Annotated in this window: 17 protein-coding genes; 8 read left to right on the top strand and 9 right to left on the bottom strand. The window is 67.2% G+C overall.

The genetic code is table 11. The features are described from left to right. Positions 1-18 precede the first annotated feature (18 nt). From trpD to ACZK4H_RS20220, 8 genes are all read right to left on the bottom strand, one after another. On the bottom strand, positions 19-1,050 hold the full coding sequence (gene trpD / locus ACZK4H_RS20185) for an anthranilate phosphoribosyltransferase (protein ID WP_099554079.1): 1,032 nt from the start codon (positions 1,048-1,050) through the stop codon (positions 19-21). A gap of 16 nt (positions 1,051-1,066) precedes the next feature. Further along, entirely contained in the window at positions 1,067-1,654 is a 588-nt protein-coding gene (locus tag ACZK4H_RS20190; RefSeq protein WP_010482655.1) for an anthranilate synthase component II, read from the bottom strand. A 2-nt stretch (positions 1,655-1,656) separates the two neighbouring features. After that, positions 1,657-2,436 (bottom strand): SIMPL domain-containing protein, encoded by a 780-nt coding sequence (locus ACZK4H_RS20195; RefSeq protein ID WP_099554077.1) that lies wholly within the window; start codon positions 2,434-2,436, stop codon positions 1,657-1,659. Between the two features lie 67 nt (positions 2,437-2,503). Next, positions 2,504-3,979: an anthranilate synthase component I gene (gene trpE, locus ACZK4H_RS20200; RefSeq protein WP_099554075.1), complete on the bottom strand. Its 1,476-nt coding sequence runs from the start codon at positions 3,977-3,979 to the stop codon at positions 2,504-2,506. 200 nt (positions 3,980-4,179) lie between these two features. Then, positions 4,180-5,115, bottom strand: coding sequence for a lipid kinase YegS (gene yegS / locus ACZK4H_RS20205; protein WP_099554073.1), 936 nt, complete (start codon positions 5,113-5,115; stop codon positions 4,180-4,182). Between the two features lie 229 nt (positions 5,116-5,344). Then, positions 5,345-5,827 carry a GNAT family N-acetyltransferase gene (locus ACZK4H_RS20210; RefSeq protein WP_065178874.1) on the bottom strand — a complete coding sequence of 161 codons (483 nt, stop codon included), beginning with the start codon at positions 5,825-5,827 and terminating at the stop codon, positions 5,345-5,347. Between the two features lie 12 nt (positions 5,828-5,839). Then, positions 5,840-6,517, bottom strand: a complete 678-nt coding sequence (gene rpe, locus ACZK4H_RS20215; protein WP_010482664.1) for a ribulose-phosphate 3-epimerase — start codon at positions 6,515-6,517, stop codon at positions 5,840-5,842. A gap of 57 nt (positions 6,518-6,574) precedes the next feature. Next, positions 6,575-6,904 carry a J domain-containing protein gene (locus ACZK4H_RS20220; protein WP_005411327.1) on the bottom strand — a complete coding sequence of 110 codons (330 nt, stop codon included), beginning with the start codon at positions 6,902-6,904 and terminating at the stop codon, positions 6,575-6,577. A 141-nt stretch (positions 6,905-7,045) separates the two neighbouring features. On the opposite strand from ACZK4H_RS20220, the gene ACZK4H_RS20225 reads away from it, so the two are divergent. The 8 genes from ACZK4H_RS20225 to ACZK4H_RS20260 all read left to right on the top strand — a co-directional run bounded on the left by ACZK4H_RS20225 (position 7,046) and on the right by ACZK4H_RS20260 (position 14,860). Continuing rightward, the gene (locus ACZK4H_RS20225) at positions 7,046-7,972 is read left to right on the top strand and encodes a phosphoribosylaminoimidazolesuccinocarboxamide synthase (protein ID WP_029379835.1); all 927 of its coding nucleotides are present in this window, start codon (positions 7,046-7,048) and stop codon (positions 7,970-7,972) included. Between the two features lie 143 nt (positions 7,973-8,115). After that, entirely contained in the window at positions 8,116-8,601 is a 486-nt protein-coding gene (locus tag ACZK4H_RS20230) for an Mpo1 family 2-hydroxy fatty acid dioxygenase (RefSeq protein WP_005411329.1), read from the top strand. A gap of 333 nt (positions 8,602-8,934) precedes the next feature. Further along, positions 8,935-11,766: a monovalent cation/H+ antiporter subunit A gene (locus ACZK4H_RS20235; protein ID WP_099554069.1), complete on the top strand. Its 2,832-nt coding sequence runs from the start codon at positions 8,935-8,937 to the stop codon at positions 11,764-11,766. Further along, on the top strand, positions 11,766-12,158 hold the full coding sequence (locus tag ACZK4H_RS20240; RefSeq protein ID WP_005419863.1) for a Na+/H+ antiporter subunit C: 393 nt from the start codon (positions 11,766-11,768) through the stop codon (positions 12,156-12,158). Before ACZK4H_RS20235 ends, ACZK4H_RS20240 begins: the two co-directional genes overlap by 1 nt. Beyond that, positions 12,155-13,690, top strand: coding sequence for a monovalent cation/H+ antiporter subunit D (locus ACZK4H_RS20245; RefSeq protein ID WP_099554067.1), 1,536 nt, complete (start codon positions 12,155-12,157; stop codon positions 13,688-13,690). Before ACZK4H_RS20240 ends, ACZK4H_RS20245 begins: the two co-directional genes overlap by 4 nt. Beyond that, positions 13,687-14,193, top strand: coding sequence for a Na+/H+ antiporter subunit E (locus ACZK4H_RS20250; protein WP_088027631.1), 507 nt, complete (start codon positions 13,687-13,689; stop codon positions 14,191-14,193). The genes ACZK4H_RS20245 and ACZK4H_RS20250 overlap by 4 nt, the downstream gene beginning before the upstream one ends. Further along, the gene (locus tag ACZK4H_RS20255; protein ID WP_005411334.1) at positions 14,190-14,474 is read left to right on the top strand and encodes a K+/H+ antiporter subunit F; all 285 of its coding nucleotides are present in this window, start codon (positions 14,190-14,192) and stop codon (positions 14,472-14,474) included. Before ACZK4H_RS20250 ends, ACZK4H_RS20255 begins: the two co-directional genes overlap by 4 nt. Continuing rightward, the gene (locus ACZK4H_RS20260; protein ID WP_099554064.1) at positions 14,471-14,860 is read left to right on the top strand and encodes a Na+/H+ antiporter subunit G; all 390 of its coding nucleotides are present in this window, start codon (positions 14,471-14,473) and stop codon (positions 14,858-14,860) included. Before ACZK4H_RS20255 ends, ACZK4H_RS20260 begins: the two co-directional genes overlap by 4 nt. Before the next feature lie 74 nt (positions 14,861-14,934). Here the strand turns inward: ACZK4H_RS20260 and ACZK4H_RS20265 are convergent, their stop codons facing one another. Next, on the bottom strand, positions 14,935-15,894 hold the full coding sequence (locus ACZK4H_RS20265; RefSeq protein ID WP_099554062.1) for a sodium:calcium antiporter: 960 nt from the start codon (positions 15,892-15,894) through the stop codon (positions 14,935-14,937). Between the last annotated feature and the right edge of the window lie 12 nt (positions 15,895-15,906).

Here is a 15,906-nt window from a genome sequence, read left to right on the forward strand (position 1 = left end):
TCAGGCTGAACCGCGCGCTCAGGCAACCAGCGCGCGGGTGGTCTCAACATACTGCTGCAGGCGCTGGCGGGCACTGCCGTTGGCGATGGCGGCACGGGCACGGGCCAGGCCGTCGCCGATGTCGCTGGCCACCCCGGCCACGTACAGCGCGGCGCCGGCATTCAGCGCCACGATGTCCAGCGCCGGGCCGGGCTCGTTGTCCAGCACGGCACGCAGCATCTGGATGGACTGCTCCGGTCCGTCCACGCGCAGGTTGCGGCTGGCCGACATGGCGATGCCGAAGTCTTCCGGGTGGATCTCGTACTCACGCACCTTGCCGTCGCGCAGTTCGCCGACCAGGGTGCCGGCGCCCAGCGAGATCTCGTCCATGTTGTCGCGGCCCCAGACCACCATGGCGCGCTCGGTGCCCAGCTCGCGCAGCACGCGTGCCTGGATACCCACTAAATCGGGGTGGAACACGCCCATCAGCACCGACGGCGCGCTGGCCGGGTTGGTCAGCGGGCCAAGGATGTTGAAGATGGTGCGTACGCCCATCTCGCGGCGGACCGGCGCGACCACCTTCATCGACGGATGGTGGATGGGCGCGAACATGAAGCCGATACCGGTTTGTTCGATCGCGGCGGCCACCTGGGCCGGCTGCAGTTCGATGGCCGCGCCCAGCGCTTCCACCGCATCGGCGCTGCCGGACTTGGACGACACGCTGCGGTTGCCGTGCTTGGCCACGCGCGCACCGGCCGCAGCGGCGACGAACATCGCACAGGTGGAGATGTTGAAGGTGTGCGAGCCATCGCCCCCGGTGCCGACGATGTCGACCAGGTGGGTGGTATCGGCCACCGGCACGGCCAGCGCGAATTCACGCATGACCGTGGCCGCAGCGGCGATCTCGTCGATGGTTTCCTTCTTCACACGCAGGCCGGTGAGGATGGCGGCGGTCATCATCGGCGACACATCGCCACGCATGATCTGCCGCATCAGGTCGACCATTTCGTCGAAGAAGATTTCGCGGTGTTCGATGGTGCGCTGCAGGGCTTCCTGGGGGGAGAAGCTCATGGGAATGCTCCTTGGATCAGGCCGCCGGACGCTGCAGGAAATTGCGCAGCAGGGCGTGGCCGTGTTCGGTGAGGATGGATTCGGGATGGAACTGCACGCCTTCCACCGGGAACTGGCGATGGCGCAGGCCCATGATCTCTTCGATCGAGCCGTCCTCGTTCTCGGTCCAGGCGGTCACTTCCAGCACATCGGGCAGGCTGTGCTTGTCCACCACCAGCGAGTGGTAGCGGGTGGCCTGGTAACGGTCCGGCAGGCCGGCGAACACGCCCTTGCCTTCATGCCGGATGGGCGAGGTCTTGCCGTGCATGATGTTGCCAGCACGGATCACGGTGCCGCCGTAGACCTGGCCGATGCCCTGGTGGCCCAGGCACACGCCGAGGATCGGCGTGGTCGGGCCCAGGCGCTCGATCAGCTCCAGCGACACGCCCGCTTCGTTGGGCGTGCACGGGCCGGGCGAGATGACGATGCGCTCGGGCTTCTGCGCGGCTATCTCGTCCACGCTCATCGCATCGTTGCGCACCACCTTGACCTCGGCGCCCAGCGTCTGCAGGTACTGCACGAGGTTGTAGGTGAAGCTGTCGTAGTTGTCGATCATCCACAACATGGTCAGGTCCCGTCGCTTATCAGGAAAATGGCGTATACGTTTTCGGTGTAGGTGATGGGGCCGGCTTCCACCGACTCGCGCAGGCGGGAGCCCGTGGTCTCGATGCTGTTCATCGGTGCCTCGGGCGCGGGCGGCGAGGGCGGCGTCACCAGGTCCCCACTGCTGGGCCAACTGCCCGCCTGGATGCCATAGGCGAAGTTCGGCGCCACGTCGGAAATGCTGTACAGACCGCGCAGCTGGGTGCCGTAGGCCTTGGCCAGGCCCTGCGCGGAGTCGCGGGTCTGGGCTGCCGCCTCGCCCTTGAGCTCGCGGCGCAGTGCCACTTCACCCGAGTACGTCGGAGCCACGCTGCTGACCTGCACGTTCTCATTGGCCTTCAGCGCCCCCAGCACGTCCTGCATCTGCTGGACGCTGGCGAAGCTGGCGCGCAGTTGGCGTGACACGCGGGTGCCGATGAAGACCTGCCGGTTCTGCTCATAGCGCGTCGCAGGACCAATCCGCAGGTTGTCCGCGCGCACGCTGCCTTCCACCGCCTTGTGCTGCTTGAACAGTGCCAGTACGCGGGCAACGTTGTCCTGCACGCGGCGGCGCGCAGCGTCGGCATCCATGTCGGTCTCTTCGATGTTCAACTGCAGGCCGAACCGGTCCGGCATCACCACGCGGCGCGCCTCGCCCTTCACCAGCAGGTGCGGCTGCGAAGGAATGGTATTTGCCTGCGCCCACGCAGACGGGGCCATCGTGGCCAGCAGTGACGACCACAGCAATGCGCTCAGCAGCTTCATGCGGTACTCCTTGTCTTGAACGGGAACAGCGGAACGACCACGGCGCAGCGGCCGTGGCGAGGCAGGCTTACAGGCCCTTGGCGGCCTGGGCGACGGCGCGGAACAGCGCGCGGCCCTTGTTCATCGTCTCGTCCCATTCCTTGTCCGGGTCCGAGTCGTAGACGATGCCGGCGCCGGCCTGCACGTACAGGCGGCCGTCCTTGATCACCGCGGTGCGGATCGCGATCGCGGTATCGGCATCGCCATGCCAGCCGATGTAACCGATGCTGCCGGCGTAGACATTGCGCTTGATCGGTTCCAGCTCGCGGATCACTTCCAGCGCGCGGATCTTCGGCGCACCGCTGACCGTGCCGGCCGGGAACGTGGCACGCAGCACGTCGGCATAGCTCAGGCCCGGCTGCAGCTGCCCGGTCACTTCGCTGACGATGTGCATGACGTGGCTGTAGCGCTCGATCACGAACTGCTCGCCCACTTCCACGGTGCCGGCCCTGGACACGCGGCCGGCGTCGTTGCGGCCAAGGTCGATCAGCATCAGGTGCTCGGCGCGTTCCTTCGGGTCTGCCAGCAGCTCGGCTTCCAGCGCCAGGTCCTGCTCGACGGTGGCGCCGCGTGGGCGGGTGCCGGCGATCGGGCGCACCGTGACTTCGCCATCCTGCAGACGCACCAGGATTTCCGGCGACGAGCCGACCACCTGCAGGTCGCCGACATCGAGGAAATACATGTAAGGCGACGGATTCAATGCACGCAGCGCACGGTACACATCCACCGGACGCGCCTTGAACGGCACGCTCAGGCGCTGGCTGAGGACCACCTGGAAGATGTCGCCGGCGCGGATGTATTCCTTGCTGCGCTGGACCGCATCGACGAAGCCTTCGCGGGTGAAACCGGAGACGAAATCGGATTCATCCAGCACGTCGCTGTTGAGCGGCGCCGGATAGCCGGCGCCCGGTGCACGCAGCTTCGCGGTCAGTGCATCCAGGCGCGCCTGGGCCTGCTCGAACGCGCCTTCGACGCGCGGGTCGGCGTGCACGATCAGGTACAGCCGGCCCTTGAGGTTGTCGAACACCGCCAGCTCGTTGGAGTCCAGCAGCAGGATGTCCGGCGTGCCCAGCTCATCGCGTCCGGCCGGCGGGGCCAGGCGCGGTTCGATGTAGCCGATGCACTCGAAGCCGAACCAACCGACCAGGCCACCGGTGAAGCCCGGCAGGCCATCCAGCTTCGGCACCGAGTGGGCGCTGCGCAGCGCCTCGACCTCGGCGAACGGGTCGGCCACCTCGCGGGTTTCCACCACCTGGCCGTCTTCGCGCACGGTCAGCGTGTGGCCGTGGAAGGCGTACACGCGGCGCGCCGGCAGGCCGATGATCGAGTAACGACCAAAGCGCTCGCCGCCTTCGACGGATTCAAACAGGTAGGTATTGGGGCCGTCGGCGAGCTTCAGATAGACCGAAAGCGGCGTGTCCAGGTCGGACAGCACTTCGCGGACGACGGGAATATGGGTGTGGCCTTCAGCGGCCTGCTGCTGAAACTGAGCGTGCGAGTTCAAGACGACTTTCCTTCCGGGACACAGCGTTATGGGGGCGGACGACGGCAACGGGCCACCATCGCCACCAACGGCGTGCGGAAGAAAGGGTATGCGGGGTCGTCAGGCTGGACACCCCTTGACTGTATCGCAGGATCGGCGGGAGGGGAACCCTGGGAAACTGAACCACGGCACGGCCGGGCTGGCCGCGGGGACCGATGGCTCTACCCCTGCCCGCCCAGCAGCGGGCAACCGGCCGGCAGGTGCATGCGTACCCGGCCCGGCACGCACTCGATGCGGAACAGCTGGGCCTGCACCGGTTCACCGTCCAGGTTGAGCGTCAGCGGTCGCTGCGATTCGATCTGCAACCACGGCAGCCGTGCACGCGTGGCCAGTTGTTCCAGCGCAGCCTGGGTGCCGGACTTCAGCATCTGGCCAAGGGTGGCGGTGACTTCGCCTTCCAGCTCCGGAAGCACCGTCACATCCAGCAGTCCATCATCGATGAGTGCCTGCGGACACAGTTGCTGGCCGCCACCGGCCTGGCGACCGTTGCCGATGCCGAGCGCGATGAAGTCGCCTTCCCAGGCGAAATCCGGGCCGGACAGGCGCGCGTTGATCGGCTCGATGCGGCCGAGCTTGGCAATGCCGGTGATCACATAGGCCAGCCCGCCCAGCATCTTTTTCAGGCCAGCATCGGTCTCCACCGTCACCTGCGTGCCGAAGCCACCGCTGGCGAGATTGGCGCACCACCACGGCGTGCCATCGGCGTCCACGCGCAGCAGATCGATGGCACGCGGCGCGGTCTGCCCGATCAACGCGAAGGCATCCTTCGGTCCAGTCGGAATGCCTGCCGACGTGGCGAAATCGTTGGCGGTCCCCATCGGGATCAGCGCCAGCGAGGGCAGCGCATCGGCCGGTTCCTCGCGATGCGCCAGCGTTTCCGCGACCGCGCTGAGCGTGCCATCGCCGCCTGCGGCGACGATCACCTCCACGCCATGCTCGATCGCCTCGGCCACATAGCGTTCCGCGTCGCCGTCTTCCCAGGTCACCCGCACTTCCAGCTGCACGCCCTGCCCGCGCCAATGGCCGACCGCATCGCGCAGTTCGTCATTGCCTGCGGATTTGCCGTTGAGGATCAGGCGCCAGCGCGGTGTGGCCATGCGGTACTTCCGAGACAGGGTGGCACAGGCTAGCAATGCGCCGTTTGTCCGCAGTGAATGTCACGCAGGTGTCATTCAGCTGCTGGAGAATGGAAGGCCATAGCAGGGACGATGGATGGAGGCAGGATCAGCCTCCCACGCATGCAGCGAGGCCACGCCAGTGATTGGCGTGGCTTTTTTTTGGGGAGTTCGCTGGAGTGCGAACCAAGGTTCGCACCCACCCTACGCCTCAACCGTTGGCAAAATCGTGCAGCGCCTGGCCCTGCAGCCGGTACACGGTCCACTCGTCCTGCGGCTTGGCACCGGCGGCGGTATAGAACTCGATGGCCGGGGTATTCCAGTCCAGCACCGACCATTCGAACCTGCCGCAGCCCTCGGCCACGGCCTGGCGTGCGATGTACTTCAGCAGCGCCTTGCCGGCGCCTGCCCCACGCTTTTCCTGGCTGACGTACAGATCTTCCAGGTAGATGCCCTTGCGGCCCAGCCACGTGGAGTAGTTGTAGAAATACACGGCGTAGCCGATGGCCTCGCCGTCGGCTTCGCAGATCAGCGCGCGGGCGGTGGCATCGGCACCGAACAGGCTTTCGGCAATGCCGATCTCGTCGGTCTGCACCGAATGCTCGGCCTTCTCGTAGATGGCCAGTTCGCGGATGAAATGCAGGATCAGTCCCGCATCGGCGACGGTGGCCGGGCGGATGTTCAACACGGCCACCGTGCTCATGGCTCAGCCCCGCGCCGCAGCGACGTTCGCGCGCATCTGCGCGATCACGTCCTGGTAGCTGGTCTTGGCATTGAAGATGGCCGAACCGGCGACGAATGTATCGGCGCCGGCGGCAGCGATCTCACCGATGTTGTCGGCCTTCACGCCGCCATCGATCTCCAGACGGATGTCCTTGCCGCTGGCGTCGATCATCTTGCGCACCACGCGCAGCTTGTCCAGCGCCGAGGGGATGAAGGCCTGGCCGCCGAAGCCCGGGTTGACCGACATCAGCAGCACCAGGTCCAGGTCATCCAGCACCCAGTCGAGGATATCCACCGGGGTGGCCGGATTGAGCACGATGCCCGGCTTGCAGCCCAGCGAGCGGATCAGCTGGATGGTGCGATGCACGTGGCGGCTGGCCTCCGGGTGGAAGCTGATGTAGGTGGCACCAGCCTCGGCGAAATCCGGAATGATGCGGTCCACCGGCTCGACCATCAGGTGCACGTCGATCGGCGCGGTCACGCCGTGCTTGCGCAGCGCCTGGCAGACCATCGGGCCGATGGTCAGGTTCGGCACGTAGTGGTTGTCCATCACGTCGAAGTGGACCCAGTCCGCACCGGCAGCGAGGACGTTGTCGACTTCCTCGCCGAGGCGGGCAAAGTTGGCGGACAGGATGGAGGGGGCGATGAGGCAGTTGGACATGGCCGGGGCCTTCGGAACGGGGAAAGGGGTTTCCCGCCCGCAGGCGGGACGGTGGGGTCAGCGCTTGCGCAGGGTCTTGATGCGGTCGTAGGCGGCGTTGATCCGCCGCGACTTCTGTTCGGCCTGCTGCTGCAGCTCGGGGGCGGCGCCGCCCAGCTTGTCGGGGTGGTACTGCGAGATCAGCTTGCGGTAGGCGCGCTCGACCTCGGCATCGGTGGCCTCGGAGGTCAGCCCCAGCTCCCGGTACGGGTTCTCCTTGTTCAGGCGGAACCAGTCCGAGTCGAAGGCATGGCCGATCAACAGGCCGACCACCGCGCCAAACAGCGGATTGGGCCGGAACAGCAGGGCGCCGGCGATGAATCCGAGCAGTTTTCCGTACCAGCGCATGGCGCTCCGGGGTCGACCGACGAAATGGACGCTCATTTTACGTCACAGCGGGCCCGGACGGCTTTACACTAGGCCGCCCGCTGGTCAGCGGGCCCGCCGGGTCCGTTGGGCAGCCGTATCGACAACGCCCCAGGAGTGCCCGTGCCAACCACGCTGTTGCAATCCGATCTCCCCGGCCTGCCCTTGCGCCATCGCGGCAAGGTGCGTGATGTGTTCGATATCCCGCGCGAGCGGCTGCCCGCAGGGACCCCGCCGGGCGACTACCTGTTGATGGTCGCCACCGATCGCCTGTCGGCGTTCGATGTGGTGCTGCCCGACCCGATTCCGGGCAAGGGCGAGATGCTCTGCCAGGTCTCCAACTTCTGGTTCGCCAAGACCGCGCACCTGATGCCCAACCACCTGACCGGCATCGACGTGGCCAGCGTGCTGCCCGAGGGCGTGGACCCGGCCCTGTACGCCAAGCGCGCGGTGGTCACCCGCAAGCTGAAGCCGGTGCCGGTGGAAGCGATCGCCCGCGGCTACCTGATCGGCAGCGGGTGGAAGGACTACCAGCGCACCGGCAAGGTCAGCGGCATCGACCTGCCCGATGGCCTGCGCCAGGCCGAGCAGCTGCCCGAACCGATCTTCACCCCCTCGACCAAGGCCGCCGTGGGCGACCATGACGAGAACATCGATTTCGATGCGATGGTGAAGCAGGTCGGCGCCGACCTGGCCGAGCGCGTGCGCGACGCCACCCTGCGCATCTACAAGTTCGCCGCCGATTACGCGCGCGAGCGCGGCATCATCCTGGCTGATACCAAGTTCGAGTTCGGTACCGACGCCGATGGCCGCCTGTACATCATGGACGAGATGCTGACGCCGGATTCCTCGCGTTACTGGCCGGCCGACGAGTACGAAGTGGGCACCAGTCCGCCGAGCTATGACAAGCAGTTCGTGCGCGATTACCTGGAGACGCTGGACTGGGGCAAGACCGCCCCGGGCCCAACCATTCCGGCCGAAATCATCGAGCGCACCCGCGCCAAGTACGCCGAGGCGCTGCAGCGCCTGGCCGGGATCAGCGTCGACTGATCCCCCTGCGCCCCCCGCCGGAAAGGCCGGGGGCGTTCTGAAAGGGGCGTGCCGGCCGCTGGCCGGCAACCTCGCGAACTCGGCTATGCTCTGGATTGCCGGCCAGCGGCCGGCACTACCGTTGTCCGAGGAAGCGACGCAGCATGCAGACATCCACCGAGCTTGCGCGGCCGATCGACCGCTATTTCGCCAGTTACTCCGACGACCACCGCAATGTGATCAACCAGCGCATCCACGTGGTGGCGGTGCCGGCGATCCTGTGGTCGGTGGTGGCCCTGCTGTGGTGCCTGCCGCCGCTGATCACCTGGTTCCAGTACGGCATCTGGTCGGCGTTCGCGATGTTCAGCGCCTGGTGCTTCTACAACAAGCTGTCGCGCCCGCTGGGCATCGGCATGCTCATCCAGTTCTTCGTGTTCGGCTGCCTGTGCCGCCTGCTGGAGGCCGAGATCGGCCTGCACAACCTGTTCTGGCTGGCGGTGGGCGTGTTCGTGGTGGCCTGGATCGCACAGTTCATCGGCCACAAGTTCGAGGGCCGCAAGCCCAGCTTCCTGACCGACCTGACCTACCTGCTGATCGGCCCGGCCTGGGTGATGGCCAAGTTCTACCGAAAGCTCGACTGGCGCTACTGACCTGCCCATGCCCGGCGGCGCCCATCGTTTCCTGAACGGGCAGATTCCGTCACCCGCACTCCACGACGGCCCTGCCAGCCTGCGCCGGTGACTCGCTCCCCACGTCCCGCCCGTCGACGGCAGCCCCTGTGCGACAGGGCCTGCGGTCTCCCTGCGTGGGCGTAGGGTGTCCCCCGAGGGCAACCGGGGAGGGACTGCAGGAACGCGATGCTGCACCGCAGAAAAGATGAATCAGCGAACGTTACATGCAATTGATCGCTGTTCGATGGGTTTCGGCGACATTTCGCGGCCTGTTATTCTCCCTGACCTGCTCGTGAATCATGGATTCCCTGCATGCTCCCCAGCCTGCCCCTGCTGCTGGCCCTGCCGTTCCTGATGGCAGCGGCTGTTGCGGCCTTCCCCCGTAGTTCGCGCTCGACTGCTGCCTGGCTGGCGGCGCTGGCGCCGTTGGGCGGACTGGCCATCCTCGGCTGGCTGACCCCGTCCGTACTCGATGGCCAGGTGGTCCGCACCCTGGTGCCCTGGCTGCCGCAGATCGGCCTGGACTTCACCCTGCGCCTGGACGGGCTGGCGTGGATGTTCGCCGGGCTGGTGCTGGGCATCGGCGCGCTGGTGGTGCTGTACGCGCGCTACTACCTGAGCCAGCAGGACAACGCGCACCGCTTCTACTGCTACCTGCTGCTGTTCATGGGCGCCATGCTGGGCATGGTGCTGTCGGGCAACCTGCTGTTGCTGATGATCTTCTGGGAAATGACCAGCATCAGCTCGTTCCTGCTGATCGGCTTCTGGTCGCACCGCCAGGACGCCCGCGAAGGCGCACGCATGGCGCTGGTGATCACCGGCGGCGGCGGCCTGGCCCTGCTCGGTGGCGTGCTGCTGATCGGCCGCATCGTCGGCAGCTTCGACCTGGACGTGGTGCTGGCCGCCGGTGAGCAGATCCGCGCCAGCGCGCTGTACCCCTACGCACTGTTCCTGGTGCTGGCCGGCATCTTCACCAAGAGCGCGCAGTTCCCGTTCCACTTCTGGCTGCCGCACGCGATGGCAGCGCCGACCCCGGTCTCGGCCTACCTGCACTCGGCCACCATGGTGAAGGCCGGCGTATTCCTGCTGGCGCGGCTGCACCCGGCGCTGGCCGGCAGCGACCTGTTCTTCTATACGGTCAGCGGCATCGGCGCGCTGACCCTGCTGATCGGTGCCTGGAATGCGATCTTCCAGCACGACCTGAAAGGCCTGCTGGCCTACTCGACCATTTCTCACCTGGGCCTGATCACCCTGCTGTTCGGCCTGTCCACGCCGATGGCGGTGGTGGCGGGCGTGTTCCACATTCTCAACCACGCCACCTTCAAGGCCTCGCTGTTCATGGCGGCCGGCATCATCGACCACGAGACCGGCACCCGTGACATGCGCAAGCTGGGTGGCCTGCGCAGGCTGATGCCGTTCACCAGTGCGCTGGCGATCATCGCCTCGCTGGCAATGGCCGGCATCCCGCTGCTCAACGGCTTCCTGTCCAAGGAAATGCTGTTCGCCGAGGCGCTGACCGCCGGTGGCGGCCCGGGCGCGATGCGCACCGCGGTGTCGATCGCCGCGCTGCTGGCCGGCGTGTTCGGCGTGGCCTACAGCCTGCGCTTCGTGCACGACACCTTCTTCGGCCCTGGCCCGCACGACCTGGACCGCGTGCCGCACGAGCCGCCGCGCTGGATGAAGGTGCCGGTGGAACTGCTGGTGGTGATCTGTATCGCAGTGGGCGTGGCACCGGCACTGACGGTAGCTCCGGTGCTGCATGCCGCTGCCGCCTCGATCCTCGGCAACGCCATGCCCGAGTACAGCCTGGCGGTGTGGCACGGCTTCAATCTGCCGCTGGCGATGAGCGCGATCGGCGTGGTCGGCGGCGTGGCGCTGTACTTCGGCCTGCGCAAGCTGATCAACCTGCACGGCGTGGAAACCCGCACCACCGGCCGCAACGTGTTCCATGCGCAGCTGGATGCCCTTTCCGCGCTGGCCATGCGCCTGACCAATGGCATCGCCAATGGCAGCCTGCAGCGCATGCTGCTGGGCCTGGTGCTGGTGGCGATCGCAGTTGCCGCCGCGCCGTTCGTGGCCAACCCGGCCTCGCCGAACTGGACCGCGCCGCAGCCGATCCCGCTGCTGGGCTGGGCGCTGTGGCTGGTGATGATGGCCTGTGCGGTCGCCACCCTGCGCGTCTACAAGCAGCGCCTGCTGGCAGTGCTGCTGGTCGGTGGCGTCGGCCTGATGGTGGCACTGACCTTCGTGTTCCTGTCCGCGCCCGACCTGGCGCTGACCCAGCTGCTGGTAGAGATGGTCACCCTGGTGCTGATGCTGCTGGGCATGAACTACCTGCCCGCGCAGTCCGGGCCGGAGCGGCCGCGCTGGCGCAAGCGGCGCGACGCGGTGATCGCGATCATCGCCGGCGCCGGCCTCGGCGCGCTGGCCTATTCGGCAATGACGCTGCCGCCGAACACCATGGCCGGCGAACTGCTCGCCCGTGCGTTGCCCGAGGCCTACGGCCAGAACGTGGTCAACGTGATCCTGGTCGACTTCCGCGGCTTCGATACCTTCGGCGAGATCACCGTGTTCGGCATCGCCGCGCTGGTGGTGCATGCGCTGCTGCGGCGCACGCGGATGGCGCCGGAACAGATCATGCCCGGCCCGCCGATCAAGCTGCCGGTACCGGCTGACCTGGCGCAGATCATGTTCCCGCTGACGCTGACCGTGTCGATCTTCCTGTTCCTGCGCGGCCACAACGCGCCCGGTGGTGGCTTCATCGCCGGCCTGGTGCTGGCGGTGCCGCTGCTGATCCAGTACGTGATCCAGGGCACCGCCTCGGTGGAGTCGCGCTTCGGCTTCGACTACATCCGCTGCATCGGCATGGGCCTGCTGATCGCCCTGCTCAGCGGCAGTGCCTCGATGCTGTTCGGCGTACCGTTCCTGACCAGTGGTCACCTGGACCTGCACCTGCCGCTGATCGGCGACGTGCCGCTGGCCAGCGCGATTGGTTTTGACATCGGCGTGTATCTGGTGGTGTTCGGCGGCGCCATGCTGATGCTGTCGATGATGGGCACGATCAAGCCGTCGCGTACCCGCACTGCCCGCAAGGGTGAGATCGACCTGCAACGCCGTTCGGCCCGCACCGGGGAGATGCACTGATGGAACTGGCCCTGGCTACCGCAATCGGCGTGCTGACCGCCATCGGCATCTACCTGCTGCTGCGCGCGCGCAGCTTCGATGTGATCCTCGGCATGACCTTCCTGTCCTACGCCACCAACCTGCTGATCTTCGCCGGTGGCCGCGTGGTGCTGGGCAAGGCGCCGGTGCTGCAGGAGGGCGTGGACAGCCACCTCGGCAACTACACCGACCCGCTGCCGCAGGCGCTGGTACTGACCGCGATCGTGATCGCCTTCGCGATGACCGCGGTGAGCATCGTGCTGGCCATGCGCAGCCGCAGCGACAACCACAGCGACCATGTGGACGCCCACGAGCCGGATGACGACCTGCAGGATGAGCGCGTGCCGCCACGCCAGGGCGAGGACCGCGCATGAACCACCTGGTGATCCTGCCGATCCTGATTCCGCTGCTGGGTGCTGCACTGTCGCTGTTCGTCGAACACCGTCGCTATGGCCCCAAGGTGCAGCGCGCGGTGGCCTGGACCGCGCTGTCGGCGCTGGCGCTGGCGGTGGGCCTGCTGTTTGCCACCACCGCCAGTGGTGAGATCAACGTCTACCTGCTCGGCGACTGGCCGTCGCGGCTGGGTATCGCGCTGGTGGCCGACCGGCTGTCGGCGTGGATGCTGCTGACCACCCTGCTGCTGGCCATTCCCTGCCTGCTGCACGCCTGCTCGGGCTGGGACCGCCGCGCACCGCACTTCCACGCGCTGTTCCAGTTCCAGCTGGTCGGCCTCAACGGCGCGTTCCTGACCGGCGACATCTTCAACCTGTTTGTGTTCTTCGAGGTGATGCTGATCGCCTCCTACGGCCTGCTGCTCAGTGGTGGCCGTGGCCTGCGCATGCGCATCGGCCTGCACTACGTGGTGTTCAACGTCACCGCTTCGACCCTGTTCCTGATCGCACTGGGCCTGCTGTACGCCTCGCTGGGTTCGCTGAACATGGCCGAGCTGTCGCAGCGAATCGCCGAGGTGCCGCCGGCACAGCTGACGCTGGTGAAGGCGACGATGGGCCTGTTGCTGCTGGTGTTCTGCGCCAAGGCCGCACTGATGCCGCTGTACCTGTGGTTGCCGGAAGCCTATTCGCGCGCGCCGGCCGCCGTGGCCGCGCTGTTCGCGATCATGACCAAGGTCGGCCTGTATTCGGTGCTGCGCATCCAGATGCTGTGGTTCGGCGACGATGCCGGTGCGATGGCCGGCTATGGTCGAGACTGGCTGCTGTGGGCGGGCGTGGCAACGCTGGTGCTGGGCGGCCTCGGCGCACTGGCCGCAACCCGCCTGCGCGTGCTGATCTCCTACCTGGTGATCGTGTCGGCAGCCACGCTGTTCATCGCCTTCTCGGTGGGCACGCCACAGGTGCTGTCGGCCGGCCTGTACTACCTGCCACACAGCAGCTTCGTCGCCGCCGCGCTGTTCCTGATTGCCGACCTGATCCGCCGCCGCCGTGGTGGTGCCAGCGACCGCAAGGAAGTGGTGGCGCCGATGCCGGGCAAGGAAACGCCGGCGGTGCTGTTCCTGATCGGCGCGGTGTCGGTGGCCGGCCTGCCGCCGCTCTCCGGCTTCCTGGCCAAGGCCGCGCTGCTGGCCGGCATGCCGGCGCAGTACACCGCCCCGGTCTGGACTGCGGTACTGGTCAGCAGCCTGCTGGTGATCATGGGCCTGACCCGCGGCGGTATCCGCCTGTTCTGGCGCGTGCCGCCTGTCGAGGCCGATGCACCGAAGCCGCGCAAGGCACGCCTGCGCCGGGTCGAGCTGTACGCTGCCTGCATCCTGCTGGCCTACGGCATCGGCATGACCCTGGCCGCTGCACCGCTGATGCGCTACACCGACGCCACCGCCGCACAGCTGCTGCACCCCAGCGAGTACGTGCAGCAGTTGCGCGCGACCACGCCGGAGATCCGCCAGCCATGACCGCCCAGCGTTCCCTGTTCCGCCGCGCCATTCCCTCGCCGATGCTCAGCATCATGGTGGTGGCGTTCTGGCTGCTGATGTCCGACAGCTTCACCCTCGGCCAGATCGTGCTGGGGCTGGTACTGGGCGTGGTGGTGCCACTGTTTGCCGCGCGCCTGGACCGCGAGTTTGCCCGCATCGGCACCCTGCGCCCGCTGCCCAAGCTGCTGTGCGTGACCCTGTGGGACATCCTGATGTCCAACATCCGCGTCGCCATCCAGGTGCTCGGCCCGGAGAAGAACATCCACCCCGGTTTCATCTGGTTGCCGCTGGACATCGCCAACATCCACGGCATCGCCGCGCTGACCAGCATGATCACCCTGACCCCGGGCACGGTCTCGGCCGCGCTCAGCGACGACCGCAAGTTCCTGCTGGTGCATGTGCTGCACCTGGAGGACCCACAGGACCTGATCGATACGATCAAGCGCCGTTACGAGGCGCCGTTGATGGAGATCTTCCCATGACCGGTTTTGAAGTCATCCAGACCACCCTGGTGGTGTGCATGCACGTGGTCGGCCTGGCCATGCTGCTGGCCACCTGGCGCCTGCTGCGCGGGCCGACCGTGCCCGACCGCATCCTCGCGCTGGACACCCTGTCGGTGACCGCGATCGCCGAGCTGATGCTGTTCGGCATGTACCTCAACTCGCCGATCTACTTCGAGGCGGCGCTGATCATCGCCATGCTCGGCTTCGGCAGCACCGTGGTGCTGAGCAAGTTCGTGCTGCGCCGGGACATCGTCGAATGATCACCGCGATCCAGATCGGCCTGTCGATCCTGCTGCTGTTCGGCTGCTTCTTCATCCTGGTCGGCGCACTGGGCCTGGTGAAGCTGTCCACCTTCTTCAAGCGCCTGCACGCACCGACCAAGGCCAGCACGCTGGGCGTGGGCTGCGTACTGGTGTGTTCGGTGTGCTACCACATCTTCCTGGGCCAGGACCCGCAGCCGCGCGAGCTGCTGATCACCGTGTTCCTGTTCATCACCGCACCGATCAGCGCGCACATGATGGCCAAGGCCGCGCTGTCGCTGCTGATGGAGAAGCGCCCCAGCCTGCCCGGCAACGAGCCGGTTGCCGAAGAACAGATGCCTCCGCCGGAACCGGTGCGGGAAGAAGAGGCCACGCAGAACCGGTAGTGCCGGCCGCTGGCCGGCAATCGCAAGGGTTCCGTCAGAGGCAATGCGGTTGCCGGCCAGCGGCCGGCACTACCTCATGCCGCGCCGACCAGCAGCAGCTCCAGCACGAACCAGCCAACAAACGCGACCAGCAGGATCACGCCTTCGCCCCGGCTGATCTTCAGGTCGCCACGCAGCATCGGGTACAGCACCAGCGCGAAGGCCAGCAGCGCCGGCAGTTCCAGGCGCACGAACGAGGCCGGTAGCGCCAGCGGCTGCAGCACCGCCATCGCACCGATCACCAGCAACAGGTTGACCACGCTGGAACCCAGTACGTGACCCAGCACCATGTCGCCATGACCACGGCGCGCGGCCGCAATGGCGGTGGCCACCTCCGGCAACGCGGTGCCGATCGCTACCGGCAGCAGGCCGACCAGCAGCGGCGTCCAACCCAGGGCTGCGCCGAAGTCCGCCGCGGCCCCCACCACCAGGCGTGCGCCCCAGTACAGGGCCAGCGCCGCGATCAGCACCCGCAGCACGTTCAACGGCAGACTGGTGCGGCTCAGTGCGGACTCGGCGATGGCCGCCTGCACCTCGGTGCTCTCGCTACGACCACGGCGCAGCAGCAGCACCTGCACCACGATGAAGCCGGCCAGCAGTACGCCGCCCTCCCAGCGTGCCAGGCCGCCATCAAGACCGAACAGGATCAGCAACACGCCGGCCGCCAGCAGCGACCACCACAACACCGTCTGCAGGCGCGCGCGCAGCAGCAGGGGCGCAGCCATGGCCGCCACGGCCAGGGTCAGGCCCAGGTTGACGATGCTGCTGCCCACCGCATTGCCGAGTGCCAACTCTGGCTGGCCGACAGCCAGCGCGCGCGCGTTGACCGCCAGTTCCGGCAACGAGGTGGTCACCCCAAGCAGCAGCAGGCCGGCGGTGAACGGGCTGGCCCCGAAGCGCTGGGCCAGGCCGGACACGGCCTTGACGATGGAGTCCCCACCCAGCGCCAGCAGCAGCAGGCCGAGCAGGAACCAGGCAATGGCAATGGCGATCATCGAGCACTCCCC

The organism is Stenotrophomonas sp. 78350_Sma (assembly GCF_056482105.1).